This is a genomic window from Labrenzia sp. ATLA3 (assembly GCF_057180185.1).
In genome coordinates, this window is sequence record NZ_JBXUKV010000007.1 from 159,737 (window position 1) to 178,036 (window position 18,300).

Genomic DNA, 18,300 nt, shown 5'->3' on the forward strand with positions numbered 1-18,300 from the left:
AAAGGCTCGCAATTTTTTTAAAATATTTTTTCAAAAATGGATTTTTTGGAAAGTATCATTATTGTCAGTATGTTATATTTTTCATATGATGAATTGATTTTTCAAATTATGAAAACATGAGCTGATGACAAACCAGAAATCCGACAGTTCCGCCACACGACGGGCCCGGGGGCGGCCACGGGCCTGGGACGACAAGACCGAGCAGAACACCATCAAGTCGCTCGACCGGGCCATGGCCGTGTTCGAGTATCTGAGCACCCAGTCCGGCGTTTCGCTGTCCGCCCTTTCGGAGCAGCTCGGCGAATCCACGGCAACGCTCTACCGCATCCTGTTCACGCTGGAGACGCGCGGTCTGGTGGAGTTCGACCAGGCGCAGCAGCTCTGGCACATCGGCCCGGGTGCCTTCATCATCGGCGCACGCTTTCTCAGACGCACCAGTCTGGTGGAGCGGGCCCGTCCGATCCTGCGGTCCCTGATGGAACATACGGGGGAAACGGCCAATCTGGGGGTGGCACAGGCAGACCAGGTGCTGTTCGTCAGCCAGGTGGAAACCCACGAAAGCATTCGCGCGTTCTTCCCGCCCGGCACATTATCTCCGCTGCATGCCTCCGGCATCGGCAAGGCGCTGCTGGCCTGCATGGACGAGGATCAATGCAAGCGCATCCTGAAGCAGACCGACCGGGAGCGTTTCACCGAGCACACGCTGTGCGATGCGGATCTTCTGGCTGCTGACCTGGAAGCGATCCGGGCGCGCGGGTTTTCGATCGATGGGGAGGAAAAGAACCTCGGCATGCGCTGCATCGCCGCGCCCGTGTTCAATCATTATGGAGAAGCTGTCGCCGGTCTTTCCGTCTCCGGCCCGACCAGCCGTGTCAGCCCGGACAGGATCACCCCCATTGCCGACGCGGTGAGGTCGGCAGCCGCCGCACTGACCACCGCCCTCGGCGGCGAAGTCCCTTCGGCGCAAAGGAAGACAGTCAAATGAGGCCTCTTCGCTACCTTAGACAGTAAGAAACGACGGCCGCTACCACCCACTCCCTCATCCTGAGGAGCTGCGACAGCAGCGTCTCGAAGGATGGGCCACTTGTTCCGGAGCGTGCCGCCCATGCTTCGAGACGGACCTGCGGTCCTCCTCAGCATGAGGGAGTGGAGAGGCAACGCTTTACCTCCCCTTGCGATGACGCCGCAGCGCCGCGGAATGTCAGCCGGGCGCCCGCCTAGAACCGGCCTGCCGGCTGCAGCTTCATGTGGCGGTTGACGTCCTTGTACAGCAGATAGCGGAACGGGCCCGGACCGCCGGCATAGCAGGCCTGCGGGCAGAAGGCGCGCAGCCACATGTAGTCGCCGGCCTCGACCTCGACCCAGTCCTGATTGAGACGATAGACCGCCTTGCCTTCCAGAACATAAAGCCCGTGTTCCATCACATGGGTTTCGGCAAAGGGAATGACCGCGCCCGGCTGGAAGGTGACGATGTTGACATGCATGTCGTGGCGCACGTCTTCCGGGTCGACAAAACGGGTCGTTGCCCATTTGCCGTCGGTACCGGGCATGGCGCGCGGTTCTATATCGTCTTCGTGGGTGACGAAAAGCGTCGGCCGCTCAAGGCCTTCCACGGGCTCGAACGCCTTGCGGACCCAGTGGAACCGTACTGGCTCACTGCTTGTGTTCTTCAGGCTCCAGTCGGTTTGAGGCGGCAGGAAAGCGTAGCTTCCGGCCCTCAGCTCGTACGGCTGGCCCTCGGCTGTCAGAATGGCCTCGCCCTCGACAACGAACAGGACACCCTCGGCTGACGGGTCGGTCTCCGGCCGGTCGGAGCCGCCGCCCGGCGACACTTCGACGATGTATTGCGAGAAGGTTTCAGCGAAGCCGGACAGGGGCCGCGACAGCACCCACAGGCGGGTCTTCTCCCAAAAGGGCAGACAGCTGGTGACGATGTCACGCATGGTGCCTTTCGGAATGACCGCATAGGCATCGGTAAAGACGGCCCGGTCCGTCAGGAGCGTTTCCTGACCGGGATGACCGCCGGTCGGCGCATAGTAGGTTCTCGGGGGCTTGGACTGGGGCACGGCCAACCTTCTTTTTCAACAAAACCAGTTGCCGCAAACTATGGCCTGCCTTGCGGAGCCGGACCACGGGGCATGTCCGAAGAGCACCTATCGAAAAAACAAGATAATCGTCGCTTGATTTTCTTAGTCTTCAAATCAATCCAGCGCAGAGCCAATGGCAGGGCGTGACAGTCCGTTGCCGCACAGGTGAAGGCGTGGCTGGTCTCGCTGATTTCCGTGAAATCCGCGCTCGGCCGAAGACTCGTCTGCCGTCCAGCAGGTTCCGGCCGTGTCCTGAGGTCACAGACCGGAACGACTGCTTGAGGCTGGATCTTTATTTGCCCTGCGCCGCGGCCCGGATCTGACTGAGGCTTGCAGCCGGGGTGATGGCTTCCGGATCGAGCTTCAGATGCAGGAGCGCAGGTGTGCCGGCTTTGCGGGCACGTTCGTATGCGGGCCCAAAAGCCTCGGTGCTTTCGACGGTCTCGCCGAAGGCGCCGTAGCTGCGGGCAAGCGCCGCGAAATCAGGATTGACCAGCCTAGTCGCGGACGGACGGCCCGGATAAGTGCGTTCCTGATGCATGCGGATGGTGCCGTACATGCCGTTGTCGATCACCAGAACGATGATGTTGGCGCCATCCTGACAGGCGGTGCCGAATTCCTGCATGGTCATCTGCAGGCAGCCGTCGCCGGCAAAACAGACGACTTCGCGCTCTGGAAAGGCAAGCTTGGCGGCAACGGCGGCGGGCAAGCCGTAGCCCATGGAACCGCTCGTCGGCGCTGCCTGGGTGGCGTAGCGGCGGAAGCGGTGGAAACGGTGCAGCCAGGTGGCGTAGTTGCCGGCCCCATTCGTGCAGACCGTGTCTTCCGGAAGATTGGCTTCCAGCCAGTCCATGACACCTGCCATCTGGAGGTTGCCGGGCACCTGCGGCCGGGCTCCGGACCAATCGAGATAGTCCTGATGGGCCTTGGCCGCTTCGCCGGCGCCTTTCAGCTCTGCCGGCGGCTGAAGGCCTTCGGCCGCCTTGCAGAAGGCTGTCGGGGTGGCATGAATGGCCTGTGCAGGCCGGTAGACCCGGCCGAGTTCTTCCGCATCGGGATGGATATGCACCAATTGCTGCGCGGGAGACGGAATATCGAGCAGCGAATAGGACTGGCTCGGCATTTCGGACAAACGGCCGCCGACCAGCAGGATCAGGTCCGAGGCTTTGACCCGGGCCAGCAATTTCGGATTGATGCCGATGCCGACATCGCCGGCGTAATTCGGATGCAAATTGTCGAACAGCATCTGACGGCGGAACGAGCAGGCAACCGGCAGGTCGAACCGTTCGGCAAAGCGGGTGAAGGCAGCGACAGCCTCTTCCGACCAGCGGCTGCCGCCCAGGATGGCAATCGGCCGCTCAGCCGCCCAAAGGCGCTTCTGCAACTCGGCCATCTGGGTGAGGCCGGGATGGGTTTCGATCTGGGTCCACGCAGGCGGCTGCACGGCAGCGGCCTTTTCAACCAGCATGTCTTCCGGCAGGGCCAGAACGACCGGGCCCGGACGGCCGGAAGTGGCAACGTGATAGGCCCGCGAAATGAACTCCGGCACGCGGTCCGCGTGATCGATCTCGGCCACCCATTTGGCGATGCCACCAAACATCTGGCGGTAGTCCACCTCCTGGAAGGCCTCACGCTCGCGCATGCCGCGTTCGATCTGGCCGATGAACAGGATCATCGGCGTTGAGTCCTGCGCGGCCACATGCACACCTGCCGACGCATTGGTGGCGCCTGGACCACGGGTCACCATGCAGATGCCCGGCTTGCCGGTCAGCTTGCCCCAGGCGTCGGCCATCATGGCGGCGCCACCTTCCTGGCGGCAGACCGTGACAGGGATCGAGGCATCGTAAAGCGCGTCGAGTACGGCCAGATAACTTTCGCCGGGCACACAGAACACACGCTCCGCGCCGTGACGCTCCAGCGCCTCCACCAACAATTCGCCGCCGGTCTTCTGGTCCATGTTCCGGGTCCTTACGAAAAAGAAGTTCTGTTCATTCTATAGCGTATGAAAATCTACCCCGTTAGAGGCGAAAATCAGATTAATTGGCAATGGGGTCATTCCGTTCTGGAAGGATGTCGCTTCCCCAATTTCCAGCGCCGTCATTCCGGACAAGCGAGGCACGGCCGGGAGCCGATCCGGAATGACGGCGGCAAGAAAAAGGGGCACCGTTTTCCCGGCGCCCCTGCCCCCATTCTTTTTTGTCACTTGATTATGGGAAGCTGATTTCAGACCGGCTGAACCGTCACCACCTGGAAGGTGTGCATCTCACCGTCCTCGTCCTTGATGGAAACATATTCGCCCGGGTTGAAGGCATGCGCACCGAAACGGTAGCCCGCCTCGTCGTCATCCTCGCCATCGATGTCGTAATGGAAAGCCCAGGATCCGCCCGGGCGATGGATGAGATGCCCGACTTCCTCTTCCTCGGTGCCCCAGAATCGCCGAACACGGCAATGATCGCGCTCCTTCTTCCAAAGTCCGGCGTCGATATGGCCGCTCTCGTCAAGCGGAGCGGTGAATTCGTAACCGTGGTTCGCCGAACCTTGCGGAAATTCCTGTGTTCTGGCCAGGTTCAACCTGATCCTTTTCAAAGACGGATAGTCGCTCATGGGGCCCTCCTTTACTGACATTCCGGTTTATTTGTGCCACATCCGGGTTACCTCACATTGAGAAGGATCAAACCCGGCGGGGTGCAAGTGGGGCATGTTTTGTGTGTCAGCAAAAGGGACGGAAGATGGATCAGGCCGAAACCCAGAATGAGGCGCTTGCCTACCTGAGCAGCCTACCATCCGACGATCCTCAACGGCCCGAGACAAAGCGGGTCGACACACATGCCAACATCATCTTTCTGGTAGGCGGCAAGGCCTACAAGGTCAAGCGGTCGGTCAAGTTCCCCTTCCTCGACTATTCGACGCTGGCCTTGCGGGAAGAGGCCTGCAAGGCGGAAATCACCTACAACCGGCCAAATGCGCCGCAGATCTACCGGCAGGCGCTCGCGATCACACGAGAGGCGGACGGCAGCCTGACATTTGACGGCAAAGGCGAAGTCATCGAATGGGTGGTTGAAATGAACCGATTCGAACGCCAGCACGAACTGGACATCATCGCCGAAAAAGGCCCGCTTCCCGACAGCCTGTCCGACCGGCTGGCCGACATGATGGTGAGCGCTCACGAGACCGCGCCCGCGCGTCAGGGCAGTGGCTTCTATTCGGAGCTTGCAAGTTACGTTGAGCAGAACGACGAAGCCTTTCGCGAGCATCCCGATCTGTTTGACGCAGAATCCGTCCGGCATCTGACCGAAACATCCCGCACTGTTCTGGCGGCGCTCCATGAGCTGATCCTGCAGCGCGGAGACCAGGAGCTCGTCCGCCGTTGCCATGGCGATGCGCATCTTCGCAATATCGTGCTGGTCGACGGCGAGCCCGTCCTTTTCGACGCGGTTGAATTTTCAGATGCAATTGCCACCGGCGACGTTCTCTACGATCTCGCCTTTCTGCTGATGGACCTGTGGGACCGCGGTCAACAGCGCGCGGCCAACCGTGTGTTCAACCGCTATCTGGACAAGAGCCGACTGGACGCCCACTCGGAAGGTCTGGCGGCCCTGCCCTTCTACCTGATGATGCGCGCTGCGATCCGGGCCAAGATCGCGGCCAGCGCCGCTCTCAACCAGTCGGACCCAACCCAGAAACAACTGGAGCGTGACCAGGCTCAAGGCTATTTCCGCCATGCGTTGGCTTTTCTGGATCCTTCACGGCCGCAACTGGTCGCGGTCGGTGGACTGTCCGGTACCGGCAAGACCACGCTTGCCTATGAAATTGCCCCTGACATTGGCCGCGCACCGGGCGCACGGGTGCTGCGCACGGATGTGATGCGCAAGCGTCTTCTGGGTATCGCGGAAACGGAAAAAGCACCAGCGGAAGCCTACACCCAGGAAGCCTCGCAAAAGGTCTACCACGCGCTGGACGACACCATTCAGTCCGTTCTTGCCGCCGGACATTCGGCGATTTTCGATGCGGTTTTTGCCGCCGAAAGCGAACGGACCCGCATAGAAAGCATCGCAGCCAGGGTCGAATGCGGGTTCTGTGGCCTGTGGCTTTCGGCACCGGAAGACGTTTTGAAATCCCGTGTTACCGGGCGAGAGGACGATGCCTCAGACGCAACGCCCACCGTTATCGACACCCAGCTTGGCTATGATCTCGGCAAGATGACCTGGACGGAGATCGATGCGGGAAGTGACCTTGAAGAAACGGCAGACCAGGTTCGGCGTGTCCTGGCCCGCTAGAGGCTTTATAGCCCGGCAGCCCTGAGGGCGGCAGCGGCGCCGGCAGCGCAAAAGACGGCGACATATTCCTTGCGCAATATCACCTGTGCCATGGAGGCAACGACAAGGCACAGCGCCACAGCCAGCCCACCCTTCAGCACAATCGGCAAGATGGTGGAAACGATGATCGCCCCCGGCAAGGCCTCCAGGCCCCGGCGCACCCGTGGTGTGATCGGCAACCTGCCCATTATCCAGTAGCCACCTGCCCGAAGCGTATAGGTAACAGCGGTCATGCCAAGCACCGCCAGAAGGAAGATCGGATCGGCGGTAAACGCTCCCTCAGTCATCCAGGTAGGCCCCCGCGAACGCACCGGCGATGGCACCGGTGAAAATGCTCCAGTAGCCACCGACCAGATACCAGGTCAGCGCGGCAACGCCCCCTGCAACCAACCAGCTGACCGTCTGACGCTTTCCTTTCCAGAGCGGAACCAGCAGCGCGGCAAAGAAAGCCGGCAGAACCACATCCAGACCGAAAACTTTCGGGTCCGACACCAGGCTGCCCGCGAAATACCCCGGAATGACGGACAGCGACCAGAGCGCCCAGGTGAGCAGGCCGCTGCCAAGATAGATACCCCAGTCACGCGTGCCCTTGTTGTATTCCGACAAGGCCAGCAACCAGTTGAGGTCCGTCAGCACAAACAGGGACGGGTATGTCTGCCAGGCCGGCACCTGGCCGAGCCAGGGCCGCAGGCTCGCGCCGATCAGCACCATGCGCATGTTGACCGCCGCCGTTACCCCGATCATCGCCACCACGAGCCCAAGGGTCAGCGGGTCGCCGTAGACCTCCATCGCGACGAACTGGCTGGCTCCGGCAAAAACCAGCGAGTTGATCAATATGGTCTCCAGAAAGGTCAGGCCCTTTTGCGCGGCCACCGTTCCGAAAACCATTCCAACCGCAATGATGCCCGGCATAACCGGAATGCAGATGGTGGCGCCCCGAACGCAGCCTTGCAGGCTGAGGGTCACATTTTTGTTCAACATGTCTGTCCAAGAGTTTCAGGCGGCGGGAAGACCCCGCGAAGAAAGGTCAGTATTGCTGATAAATCACCTGAAAACCAATGAAACCTCTCGGCGGCACTGACCAATCTTCAAAACAGGACACCGTAAATCATGCGCAGACCGGTGAACCCAAGGAACACTGCGAACACCAGCTTGAGCTTTGACGGGTCGATGGCATGGGCGATCTTGGCGCCGAGCGGCGCGGCCAGGGTGCTGGCCGGAATGATCAGGAAAAAGCCTATAAGGTTGACATACCCGAGCGAGAACGGCGGGCGGCCCGCCTCTCCCCAGCCGAAAAAGATCGACAGCAAGGTGCCGGGCACAGCGATGATGAGACCGATGGCGGCAGCGGTGCCAACGGCCTTGCGGATCGGATAATTGAACAGTGTCAGCGTCGGTACGCCGAGCGTGCCGCCGCCGATGCCCATCATCACGGAGATCCCGCCAATCAGGAAGCCCAGCACTTCCTTGATCGGCGATCCGGGCAGCTTGTCGGCCAGATGTGACTCAGCCTTGCGGAACAACATGTTGGCCGATACCGCCAGCGCAACGACCCCGAACACCAGTGTCAGTGCGCCGCCGGAAATGTTTCCTGCAAGCGTTCCCCCTGCCAGCACACCGAGGGCAATCGCCCACCACCAGCGTTTCAGGAGATCCATATCAACGCTGCCGCGTTTGTAATGAGCGCGTGCTGACGATGAGCCGGTCGCCAGAATGGTTGCAAGCGATGTTCCGACGGCCACATGCATGAGGACGGACGGGTCGATCTTCAGCGCGGTGAACATGTAATACAGCACCGGCACGATGACGATGCCGCCGCCGACACCCAGCAGACCGGCGATGATACCAGCCACAAGCCCGGTTCCAAGCAGCGCAACAGCCAGCATGCCAAGGGAGAAAAGGCTAAGATCTTCCACGCGATTATCCTCGTTGCCGGCGACCGCCCTGTGCCGGCCGCCAAAATCGTCTCTCAGCGCTTAGACCAGCTAGGCGAATTTTTCCAGTCGCATCCGTGGACTATCTGTCCAGCAACCACAGGAGGATCTTGCAGCTCGCACGATTTGCGGCCAATCTCGACCCGAATTCATTCGGTAGCGAGGAAGCATGAGTGGTCACTGGCTTGCGCTCTACACATTCGGCCAATTCCGCACGCGGGCCGAGCATCCGGTTGTGGAGCCCTTCCATCAGGCCGAACCGCTTGTTTGGGCAGCAATGGAACGGGCCGAAGGGTTTGTCGCTCGGTCCGGCTACGACGACGAGCCGGGGCCGGAGAGTTGGGGCGAGCAGGTGTTTCCCAAATACTGGCAGGACAATGGCGATGGCTGGGCGCCTTCCACCATATCGCTTTGGCAAGACCTGGAATCCGCGCTGGCGGCCGTCTATCGCGGGCCGCACGCTGAGATCCTGAAAAAGGGCCCCGACTTCATGCGTGAAGACCACGCCTACCCTGCCTACGCGCTGTGGTGGGTGCCGGAAGGCCACCAGCCGGATTGGGTGGAAGCGATCGAGCGTTTTGAACATCTGGGTGACACGGGCCCCTCACCGGCAGCCTTCACGTTCAAAACCGCGTTCGACCCTGCTGGAAAGCCGGTCACCGTGAACGGTGGCCGGTCGAAAATGATCGCGGAACGCAACCGCATTCGCGCTGAAGCGCCAAAGGCGGTTCAATAGGTCATTGTTCAAGAATCGATGACTAATTGTCCAATTTCGGCTGAATTGTAAAACTACCCTTCAATGCCAATCTAAAGCTCAACAGTGCACGGATCTCTTCGTGCCAGTCATTGAGAAAGGATTGAACCATGACCCAGATACTGCGTCCGTCGGATGCCAGGGGCGATGCCGATTTCGGCTGGCTGAAAAGCAAACACTCTTTCTCGTTCGGCTCGTACTTCGACCCGAAGCATCTCGGCTTCGGCGCCTTGCGGGTGATCAACGAGGACCGTGTCGCCCCCAGTGCCGGCTTCCCGACACACCCGCACCAGAACATGGAGATCATCTCCTACGTCGTTTCCGGTGGTCTGGAACACAAGGATTCGCTTGGCACCGGCTCGGTGATCCGGCCTGGTGAACTTCAGCGCATGAGCGCCGGCACCGGCGTCCGACATAGCGAGTACAATCACTCGGACACCGATGCGGTCCACTTCCTGCAGATCTGGATCGTGCCTGAAGCCGAAGGCCTTGCACCGAGCTACGAGCAGAAAGCCTTTCCGGAAGGCGGTCGCCGTGACGCCCTGCGCCTGATCGGCTCACGCGACGGGCGGGACGGGTCCGTCACCATCCACCAGGATGTCGACCTTTATGCATCGGTGCTGTCCGCCGACCGTAGCCTCGCCTTCGACATTCGCCCCGGCCGGAAGGTCTGGCTGCAACTGGTGAAGGGCAAGCTCAGCGTCAACGATCAGCCGCTCTCCGCCGGTGACGGTCTTGGCCTGCTGGAGCCCGGCGAGGTCTCGCTGACGGCCAGTGAAAATGCGGAATTTCTGCTGTTCGACCTGGCAGCCTAGACCATGTTGGGGCGGGATCTTTCCCGCCCTTCCCGCTCCTGACAGTTCCGAGCCCTGCAATGACGGGGACCAATGAAGAGCCCGTCCGCTTGATGTCGTGCCAGACGGGACGATATGAGCCCGGCTGGCAATGAAATGCCTAGGCCTTTGCTTCTTCGGAGGTGTCTGATCCGGTGTCATCGTTCAGTTTGCGGCGTGCGCGCAGGAACTGGCCTACAAGGCCATAGACCAACGACGCGGCACTGAAGAGCAGCAACGTTCCGGCAATGGGGCGGGTCACAAAGGCGGTGACATCGTAATCGCTCAGCATCAGTCCCTGCCGCAGGCTGAGTTCGGCGATCGGGCCAAGCACAAGACCGATGATGAAACTGGCAACGGGAAAGCCGAACCGGCGCATGGCGAAACCGACGACCCCGAACACCAGCATGACCGCGAGATCGACCACGTTATTCTGGAGCGCATAGACGCCTGTCATGCACAGGACCACGATGGCGGGGCCAACAAGGGCATAAGGCGCCTTCAGGACGAGGGCGAAATAACGTGCCATGCGCACGCCGACAAGCAGCATCAGAAGGTTCGCCAGCATCATGCCGATGAACACCGAATAGACCAGATCGGAATTGGTCTGCATAAGCTGCGGTCCGGGAATGATGCCGTGGATCGTCAGACCGCCGATCATCACTGCCGTGGTGGCGCTACCGGGGATACCGAGAGCCAGCAGCGGGATCATCGATCCGCCGACGGCCGCATTGTTGGCGGACTCCGGCGCCGCGATGCCTTCCGGAACGCCGGTGCCGAATTTTTCCGGATGCCTGGACCAACGCGAGGCTTCCGAATAGGCGATGAAGGCTGCCGTTGTTGCCCCCACACCAGGCAACGCGCCAATGACCGTGCCGATGACGGAAGACCGGAGCAAGGTGATCCGGGTCTGGATGAATTCGCCAATGGTCGGCAGTTCCGTCGAAACATCATCGATCACATAGCCTTTCTGCGGGCCTTCACCGAAACGCTGCAGAACCTCGGCGAGTGCGAAGATGCCAATGATTGCCGGCACGAAGCCGACGCCGGTCAGAAGCATCATGCTGCCAAAGGTGAACCGGGGCATCCCCGTCAGGGGATCGAGACCGATGGTGGCAACCCCCAGCCCGAGCAGTCCGGCCATGAGCGCTTTCAGCACCGAACCGTTGCCTATGGATGCGATGGCCGTGATGCCGAGGACAGCGAGCGCGAAATATTCCGGCGGGCCGAATTCGAGGGCCAGTCTGGCCAGTGGCGGCGCTGCGACCATCAGCACCACAGTGCCGAAGATCCCGCCGATGGCCGATGCTGCCAGCGCGATGCCCAGCGCCTTGCCCGCCTGCCCCTTGCGGGCCATCGGATACCCATCCAGCGCGGTACAGGCCGCTTCGGGTGACCCTGGCGTATTGAACAAGATGGCGGAAATGGATCCACCGAACGTCGAGCCGACATAGACCCCGCCCAGCAACAGCAGACCTTCGATCGGATCGAAGGCGAACGTGAAGGGGATGAGCAGCGCGACGCCGACGATCCCCGTCAGGCCGGGGATGGAACCGAATGCGATGCCCCACACAACACTGAAGATGATGAGCAGGAACGTGAAAGGGTTGCTGGCCATGTAGCCGAGCGCGGACAGGTAAGAGTCCAGCATTTTCGGAAAGCTCCGTTTATGGGTCTGCTCGGAGCAGGCTGCATTCGGCTGAATACAGAAACGATGCTCCAACACGCTGAAATCGGGAGACTTTTCAGTCTGCGGCCGATTTCTTCCGGGGACTGCGTCCTAGTAAAGCAGCAGGCTGAGATCGTAGAAGATGCCCTGCCCGCGCGGCAGCGGCAGTGACAGCCCACGCGTGAAGAACAGGCACAGACCAAACGTAAACAAGGGCGAAAAAAGCAGTTTCGCAGTCAGGTTGCTGTAGGGAGTGGCAAAGGATGCCGCCCACAGAAAAAGCAAGGTCGCGATGACGAAACCGAGCCACTGCAAGGCGAAGAAGTAGGCCAGGATCAGGCCACCGATCAGAACAAGACGCGCCACATATGCCGGGTCCACGGATGATCGGGTACCTGCGGAGGCCGACTGCAGGCTTGCGCGCAGACCGACCGCCTGTTGCAGCAACTGCAGAAACGACACCACCGCAAGCGCACCGCACACCAGCTTCGGCCAGAAGTCTGAATCGATCCTGGCGTATTTCATCGAGTTCGGAAATTTGTCGGCAACGAACCACATCGCTACCGCCGCGACCAGAATGGCGAATACAACGACCATTTCCGTTATTTTGGAACGCATGTCAGACCCCTCCCAAGGCCAGTTGCAAACAACCGGTCCCGAACATCTCCGGAACCGGTCATCGCGTTTGGTCTAGTCGACGTAACCGAGCTGTTTGAGGATGTCGGTGTAGATCTCGACCTCGTGCTGCATGAACTCCTTGAACTGCTTCGGCCCGAGTATCTTGGAGCGGAACTGGAGACCGCTTTCCTTTTCGATGGTCTTGTAGCTTTGCGAGGTCGCCGCCTGGTCGAGAATGCTGAACATGGCGTTGGCATTGGCTTCGTCGTCGGACGCATGCATGGCAAAACCACGCCACCGGCCAAGGGTGACATCAAAGCCGAGCTCAGCTGCGGTTGGAACGTCACCGAGCACCGGCAGGCGGAATTCGGAGAAAAGCACGAGCGGCCGAAGGTCTCCGGATTCGATCAGACCGCGTGCCGGACCGTATTCCTCGTACATGAGGTCGACGTGGCCACCGAGCGTGTTGGACACCATTTCGGACGCGGAGAACGGCACCGTGGTCAGTTCCGCGCCGCTCTTGAGGTTCCAGAGACCGACCAGCGCATCATCGAAGCCCGCGGTGCCGGTGACGGCAACCTTGAGCGAACCCGGCTTTTCGCGCGCTGTCTTGATCAGGTCCTCAACGGACTTGATCGGGCTGTCCTTGGAGACAAGGAAAAGGCCCTGGTCATACTGGATCCGGGCAATTGGCTGAAGTTCATCGATGTTCATCCGGCCAAGGACATGATTGATCACCTGTTCCGGACCAACCGCCATCAGATTGTAGCCGTCGCTCGGGCGCTGCATGAAGGTGACGGCCGCCGGCACGCCGCCGCCGCCCTGTACCGAAATCGGCACCAGCGTCTGGCCGGTGATAGTCTGGAATGGGTCGCCGATGGCACGGATGAAGCGGTCTGTCCCGCCCCCCGGACCAAACTGGTGGATGGCCTCGACCGTGCGCGATGGATAGTCATCGGCCCGGGCGGGCATTGCCGCAAGCACGGATCCGACTGCGGCCACCATCAAGGCCGCACGCATGGACTGAATTGGAAACATTTCAAACCTCCCTAAGTTTCGGCCGGAAACCCCGGCCTGGCTCCTCCTGTCCGGGCAGCGTTTCCCGCCCGGACGTCATGGCTGCCCTGAAGACAGCGTCACGTCATGCGACCTGCGAGGCCTCCTGTTCCTGCCCGGCAGCGTCCAGAAACTGCATGGCCACCTCCACGCCTCCCGAGCGGTGGGGCACGCCTGCCTTGCGCAGGCCAAGTTCGACGCCGGACAAGGTGCCGATCAGCATCAGGTCGTTGAAATCGCCCAGGTGCCCGATGCGGAACACCCGATCCGCGACTTTCGACAGTCCGTTTCCGAGCGAGATATCAAAGTTGGCGAGAGCGGTGGCGCGGAAGGCATCCGCGCTATGCCCGTCCGGCATCATCACTGCCGTCAACACGCCGCTTTCCTGGCCTTGCTGCTTGCAAAGCACTTCCAGCCCCCAGGCGCGCACCGCGGCGCGGGTCGCCGCCCCATGCCGCTGATGGCGGGCAAAGACGTTGTCGAGACCTTCCTCATGCAACATGCGGATGGCTTCGTTCAGGCCGTAAAGCAGGTTGGTTGCGGGCGTGTAGGGAAAGTATCCGGTCGCGTTCAAGGCCTTCATGTCGTGCCAGTCCCAGTAGGATCTGCGCATGCCTCCGGTCTTGGCGACGTCCATCGCTTTCTCACTGGCAGCATTGAACGAAAGCCCCGGTGGCAGCATCAGTCCCTTCTGCGAGCCGGACACGGCAACATCGACACCCCAGTCATCAAAACGGAAGTCTATGGAGGCCAGGCCCGAAATGGTGTCGACCATCAGCAGTGCCGGATGTCCGGCTGCATCGATGGCATGGCGGACAGCCGCCACCGGCGAGACGGAACCGGTCGACGTTTCGTTATGAACGACGCAGACCGCCTTGATCTCGTGGGCGGTATCTGCTCGGAGCCGCTGCTCGATCCTGTCCGGATCAGCCCCGCCGCGCCAGTCGCCTTCGATGAATTCCGGCTTGAGGCCGAGACGGGTCGCCATCTTCATCCAGAGCGTTGCGAAGTGGCCGGTCTCATACATCAGAACCCGGTCGCCCTCCGACAGTGTGTTGACCAGCGCCGCCTCCCAGGCACCGGTCCCGGACGCGGGAAAAATGAAAACGTCCTGGGTTGTCTTGAAGATCGATTTCATGCCGCTGAGCGCATCCAGTCCGACCTGAGCGAAATCAGGACCCCGGTGGTCGATGGTCTGTGCGGAGATGGCCCGAAGGATCCTGTCCGGCACGGCACTTGGCCCCGGAATCTGCAGAAAATGTCGGCCGGCTTTTCGAGACATTCAGTTCTCTCCCTTGCTGATGCGCCACCAAATTTCGGTGTAAATTGAATTATGCATTTCTCATTTTTAATTTTGCATTATGAATTACATTCGAGTATCGAGGTGTCAACAGGAATTCTTTCGGGAGGAAAAAGTGCTAGAAAAAGCCCTGAAAAACGGCTTCTCGGGCGAGGTCTACTTCGACCGCTTCACCCGCGGGCGTTATGCAACGGACGCGTCGTTCTACCAGATCATGCCCACGGCGGTGGCCATCCCGCGCGGCAAGGAGGACATCGAGCTTGCGCTTGATGCAGCCAAAGAATCAGGCATCGCGATCACCGGACGCGGCGGCGGCACCTCCCAGTGCGGACAGACCGTCAACACGGGGCTGATCCTGGACAATTCCCGACACTTCAACCGTATTCTGGAACTGGATGTCGAGAATCGGCGCTGCGTCGTCGAGCCCGGCATCGTGCTGGATGAATTGAACCGCGCGCTGAAACCGCACGGTCTCTGGTTTCCAGTGGATGTGTCCACCGCCTCGCGCGCGACGATCGGGGGAATGACGGCGAACAATTCCTGCGGTGGGCGGTCTCTGCGCTATGGCACCATGCGTGACAACGTCCAGTCGATAGAAGCAGTCCTTCATGACGGATCGACGGCGCGCTTCGGGCCGGTTGCTGGTGACTTCCCCGGCAACGACACCTTTTCCCGGATCGCAAGGGACGTGATCACGCTCGGCCAGAGGCATGCCGAGCTGATAGATGAGCGCATCCCCAAGCTCACACGGCGGGTTGGCGGCTACAACATCGATGCCCTGGTGCCGAACGGCAAGCCGGCGAACCTTTCCCACCTCCTCGTCGGGTCAGAAGGCACCCTTGCCTATTTCACCAAGATAGAATTGAAGCTCTGGCCGCTTGTCGGCAAGCGGGTGCTCGGGGTCTGCCACTTCCCCACCTTCTATCAGGCAATGGATGCGACCCAGCATCTGGTGGAACTTGGACCGCTGTCGGTTGAACTGGTGGATTCGACCATGGTCGCGCTGTCGCGCGAGATTCCCATGTTCCGCAGCACCATCGAGCAATTTGTGCGAGGTGAGCCCGAAGCCCTGCTTCTTGTCGAGTTTGACGAAGGCTCGCAGGACGCCAATCTTGAAAAACTGCGCCTGCTGGAAGAACGGGTGGGCGATCTCGGTTTTGCCTGGAGCAATCAAGGCAAGGCCTGGGGTGGCGTGCTGACCGTGACCGATCAGCAGCTTCAGGGCCAGATCGCCGAGGTGCGCAAGTCCGGTCTCAACATCATGATGTCGATGAAACAGGAGGGCAAACCCGTCTCCTTCGTCGAGGATTGCGCCGTTGAACTGAAAGACCTTGCCGAATACACCCGCGAATTGACGGAAGTGTTTGAAAAGCATGGCACCCGTGGCACCTGGTATGCTCACGCCTCTGTCGGCTGCCTGCACGTGCGGCCGGTCCTGAACCTGAAACTCGACAACGATGTCCGCCGCATGCGGGCCATTGCCGAGGACGCCTTCGAGCTGGTTGCCAAATACAAGGGCTCGCACTCGGGTGAACATGGCGACGGCATTGTCCGCTCCGAGTTCCATGAACGCATGTTCGGTTCCGAGATCATGAGCGCGTTCAGGGAGGTCAAGCAGAGCTTCGACCCGGACCAGCGCTTCAACCCCGGCAAGATCGTCGACGCGCCAAAGATGGACGATCGCAGCCTGTTCCGGTTCAAGCCGGACTACAAGGTCAAGGAGCTGAAAACCCATTTCGACTGGTCGGCCTATCCGGGCGCAGGTGGCGGTTTCCAGGGCGCTGTCGAGATGTGCAACAACAATGGCGCGTGCCGCAAGCTTGCCGGCGGCACCATGTGCCCCTCGTACCGTGCAACCCGTAACGAACGCGACCTGACACGCGGCCGAGCCAACTCGCTGAGGCTTGCCCTTTCCGGCCAGCTTGGCCCGGATGCCCTGACGTCCGACGAAATGATGGAAACCCTGAAGCTTTGTGTTTCGTGCAAGGGCTGCAAGCGGGAATGCCCGACAGGCGTCGACATGGCCAAGATGAAGATAGAGGTTCTCGCGGCCAGAGCCGAGGAGAAAGGGATTTCGCTGCATGACCGTCTGGTGGGCTATCTGCCGCATTATGCCGGTCTGGCCTCTCGCCTTCCCTGGCTTGCCAACATGCGAAATTCCGTTCCCGGCCTGGCAAAGCTTCTGGAAAAGCCGACCGGTTTTTCCGCCAACCGCAAGCTGCCGCAGTGGTCGTCCCGGCCTTTCCGCGACGCGGAAGTAAAACCGGCAACGGGCGATGCCGATGTCGTGCTGTTTGCCGATACGTTCAACCGTTATTTCGAACCGGAAAATCTGCGCGCTGCCCTGAAAGTGCTGCAAGCGGGTGACCGGTCTGTCACCCTGGCGCAGCCTCATTCCGGGCGGCCACTTTGCTGCGGCCGCACGTTTTTGTCCGCCGGCCTTGTCGACCGCGCCAGAACCGAGGCACAGCGGCTGGTTTCCGCACTGCTGCCACATGTGGAGGCTGGACGCCGGATCGTCGGACTGGAGCCGAGTTGCCTTCTGACCCTGCGTGATGAGATCCCCTCTCTGCTTCCCGGCGATGACGCCGCACGCGTCGCAAAAGCGGCCCGCATGTTCGAAGAATACATCGCGGAGGAAATCGACACCGGTACCTTCACCCTGCCCCTTCGCTCGCCCGCGCCCAAGGTGCTCCTCCACGGCCATTGTCACCAGAAAGCTTTCAACGTCGTGCCCGCAATCCGGAAAACCTTGGATCTTCTGCCGGAAACGAGTATTGAAATGGTTGAAACAAGTTGCTGTGGCATGGCCGGATCATTCGGCTATGGAGTTGAGACGGAAGAGGTATCACGGCGTATGGGCGAGATCAGTCTGTTCCCGGCTGTCCGGGCGGAAAGCGCTGAGGCAATCGTCGTCGCCGACGGAACTTCCTGCCGACACCAGATTCATGACGGCACCTCGCGGGACGCCATTCATGTGGCACGCCTGCTCGAGATTGCGCTGGACGGGAGCACCCCGGCATGAACCGGCCCATTGCGACCGTGACCTCCCTGCGCAGGAAATCCCTTCACGAGGAACTGGCCGAGTCGCTGCGCGAGTTGATCGTCAGCGGCGAGCTGAAACCCGGTGAGAAGGTTCCCGAAAAGGACCTGTGTGAAATGTACAGTGTTTCCCGCACCCCCTTGCGGGAAGCGCTGAAGGTCATGGCTGCCGACGGGCTGGTTTATCTGGAGCCCAACCGGGGCGCCTGGGTGACGCCGATCACCGTGGAAGATATCGAAGAAGTGTTCCCGGTCATGGGCGCGCTGGAGGCCCTGTCCGGCGAACTTGCCTGCCAGAACATCACCGATGCGGAAATCGCCCATGTCCGCAGCCTGCACGAGAAAATGGTTCGCGAATACGAGGCCGGTCACCTGGCCGACTATTTCCACATCAACCAGGAAATTCACGAAGCCATTCTGGCAGCGGCCCGCAACAAGACGCTGAGCACGCAATACATGTCGCTGGCAACAAGGGTGCGCAGGGCGCGCTACGTCGCGAACATGACTGCCGAACGCTGGAAACAGGCAACGAAAGAGCACGAGGTCATCCTGCAGTGCCTGGAAGCCCGCGATGGCGCCCGGCTTGCTGAGATCCTCAAGGACCACCTCAAGCACAAACTGGAAACGGTCAAGGACTGGCTGATTTCACAAGAAGAAGGCCAGGTCTGAGGCGGAAACACGCCCGCCTGAG

Annotated in this window: 16 protein-coding genes; 6 read left to right on the forward strand and 10 right to left on the reverse strand. The window is 60.7% G+C overall.

Annotation, left to right across the window (positions count from 1 at the left end):
• The first annotated feature begins 124 nt into the window (after nucleotides 1-124).
• Nucleotides 125-985, forward strand: a complete 861-nt coding sequence (gene bhcR / locus AC2A6O_RS19900; protein WP_498929665.1) for an HTH-type transcriptional regulator BhcR — start codon at nucleotides 125-127, stop codon at nucleotides 983-985.
• Between the two features lie 232 nt (nucleotides 986-1,217).
• Here bhcR and AC2A6O_RS19905 read toward each other — a convergent pair whose 3' ends face one another.
• The 3 genes from AC2A6O_RS19905 to AC2A6O_RS19915 form a co-directional block, all read right to left on the reverse strand.
• Entirely contained in the window at nucleotides 1,218-2,066 is an 849-nt protein-coding gene (locus AC2A6O_RS19905) for a bifunctional allantoicase/(S)-ureidoglycine aminohydrolase (protein WP_498929666.1), read from the reverse strand.
• A gap of 313 nt (nucleotides 2,067-2,379) precedes the next feature.
• Nucleotides 2,380-4,044 carry a thiamine pyrophosphate-binding protein gene (locus AC2A6O_RS19910; protein WP_498929668.1) on the reverse strand — a complete coding sequence of 555 codons (1,665 nt, stop codon included), beginning with the start codon at nucleotides 4,042-4,044 and terminating at the stop codon, nucleotides 2,380-2,382.
• Between the two features lie 266 nt (nucleotides 4,045-4,310).
• Nucleotides 4,311-4,691 carry a hypothetical protein gene (locus AC2A6O_RS19915; RefSeq protein ID WP_148585333.1) on the reverse strand — a complete coding sequence of 127 codons (381 nt, stop codon included), beginning with the start codon at nucleotides 4,689-4,691 and terminating at the stop codon, nucleotides 4,311-4,313.
• A gap of 125 nt (nucleotides 4,692-4,816) precedes the next feature.
• Between AC2A6O_RS19915 and AC2A6O_RS19920 the strand changes: the two genes are divergently transcribed.
• Nucleotides 4,817-6,364 (forward strand): bifunctional aminoglycoside phosphotransferase/ATP-binding protein, encoded by a 1,548-nt coding sequence (locus AC2A6O_RS19920; protein WP_498929670.1) that lies wholly within the window; start codon nucleotides 4,817-4,819, stop codon nucleotides 6,362-6,364.
• 5 nt (nucleotides 6,365-6,369) lie between these two features.
• Here AC2A6O_RS19920 and AC2A6O_RS19925 read toward each other — a convergent pair whose 3' ends face one another.
• From AC2A6O_RS19925 to AC2A6O_RS19935, 3 genes are all read right to left on the reverse strand, one after another.
• Nucleotides 6,370-6,690, reverse strand: a complete 321-nt coding sequence (locus AC2A6O_RS19925) for an AzlD family protein (protein WP_148585335.1) — start codon at nucleotides 6,688-6,690, stop codon at nucleotides 6,370-6,372.
• Nucleotides 6,683-7,384: an AzlC family ABC transporter permease gene (locus AC2A6O_RS19930; protein ID WP_148585336.1), complete on the reverse strand. Its 702-nt coding sequence runs from the start codon at nucleotides 7,382-7,384 to the stop codon at nucleotides 6,683-6,685. The genes AC2A6O_RS19925 and AC2A6O_RS19930 overlap by 8 nt, the downstream gene beginning before the upstream one ends.
• Before the next feature lie 107 nt (nucleotides 7,385-7,491).
• Nucleotides 7,492-8,319 (reverse strand): sulfite exporter TauE/SafE family protein, encoded by an 828-nt coding sequence (locus tag AC2A6O_RS19935; RefSeq protein ID WP_498929673.1) that lies wholly within the window; start codon nucleotides 8,317-8,319, stop codon nucleotides 7,492-7,494.
• 187 nt (nucleotides 8,320-8,506) lie between these two features.
• Here AC2A6O_RS19935 and AC2A6O_RS19940 point away from each other — a divergent pair, with 187 nt between their 5' ends.
• Nucleotides 8,507-9,073 carry a DUF3291 domain-containing protein gene (locus AC2A6O_RS19940; RefSeq protein ID WP_498929675.1) on the forward strand — a complete coding sequence of 189 codons (567 nt, stop codon included), beginning with the start codon at nucleotides 8,507-8,509 and terminating at the stop codon, nucleotides 9,071-9,073.
• Nucleotides 9,074-9,201: 128 nt separating this feature from the next.
• The gene (locus AC2A6O_RS19945; protein WP_498929677.1) at nucleotides 9,202-9,906 is read left to right on the forward strand and encodes a pirin family protein; all 705 of its coding nucleotides are present in this window, start codon (nucleotides 9,202-9,204) and stop codon (nucleotides 9,904-9,906) included.
• 139 nt (nucleotides 9,907-10,045) lie between these two features.
• On the opposite strand, the gene AC2A6O_RS19950 is transcribed toward AC2A6O_RS19945, so the two are convergent.
• From AC2A6O_RS19950 to AC2A6O_RS19965, 4 genes are all read right to left on the reverse strand, one after another.
• A complete protein-coding gene (locus tag AC2A6O_RS19950) occupies nucleotides 10,046-11,575 on the reverse strand; it encodes a tripartite tricarboxylate transporter permease (protein WP_498929679.1) in 1,530 nt (509 codons plus the stop codon).
• A 129-nt stretch (nucleotides 11,576-11,704) separates the two neighbouring features.
• Nucleotides 11,705-12,211 (reverse strand): tripartite tricarboxylate transporter TctB family protein, encoded by a 507-nt coding sequence (locus AC2A6O_RS19955; RefSeq protein WP_148585341.1) that lies wholly within the window; start codon nucleotides 12,209-12,211, stop codon nucleotides 11,705-11,707.
• A 72-nt stretch (nucleotides 12,212-12,283) separates the two neighbouring features.
• Complete coding sequence (locus tag AC2A6O_RS19960) at nucleotides 12,284-13,249, reverse strand: Bug family tripartite tricarboxylate transporter substrate binding protein (protein WP_498929681.1); 966 nt, start codon at nucleotides 13,247-13,249, stop codon at nucleotides 12,284-12,286.
• 103 nt (nucleotides 13,250-13,352) lie between these two features.
• Nucleotides 13,353-14,549 (reverse strand): pyridoxal-phosphate-dependent aminotransferase family protein, encoded by a 1,197-nt coding sequence (locus tag AC2A6O_RS19965; protein WP_498929683.1) that lies wholly within the window; start codon nucleotides 14,547-14,549, stop codon nucleotides 13,353-13,355.
• A gap of 79 nt (nucleotides 14,550-14,628) precedes the next feature.
• Here AC2A6O_RS19965 and AC2A6O_RS19970 point away from each other — a divergent pair, with 79 nt between their 5' ends.
• Together AC2A6O_RS19970 and AC2A6O_RS19975 are read left to right on the forward strand one after the other, a co-directional pair.
• Nucleotides 14,629-17,592, forward strand: coding sequence for an FAD-binding and (Fe-S)-binding domain-containing protein (locus tag AC2A6O_RS19970; RefSeq protein WP_498929685.1), 2,964 nt, complete (start codon nucleotides 14,629-14,631; stop codon nucleotides 17,590-17,592).
• Nucleotides 17,589-18,278 (forward strand): GntR family transcriptional regulator, encoded by a 690-nt coding sequence (locus AC2A6O_RS19975; protein ID WP_148585344.1) that lies wholly within the window; start codon nucleotides 17,589-17,591, stop codon nucleotides 18,276-18,278. Before AC2A6O_RS19970 ends, AC2A6O_RS19975 begins: the two co-directional genes overlap by 4 nt.
• The last annotated feature ends 22 nt before the right edge of the window (nucleotides 18,279-18,300 follow it).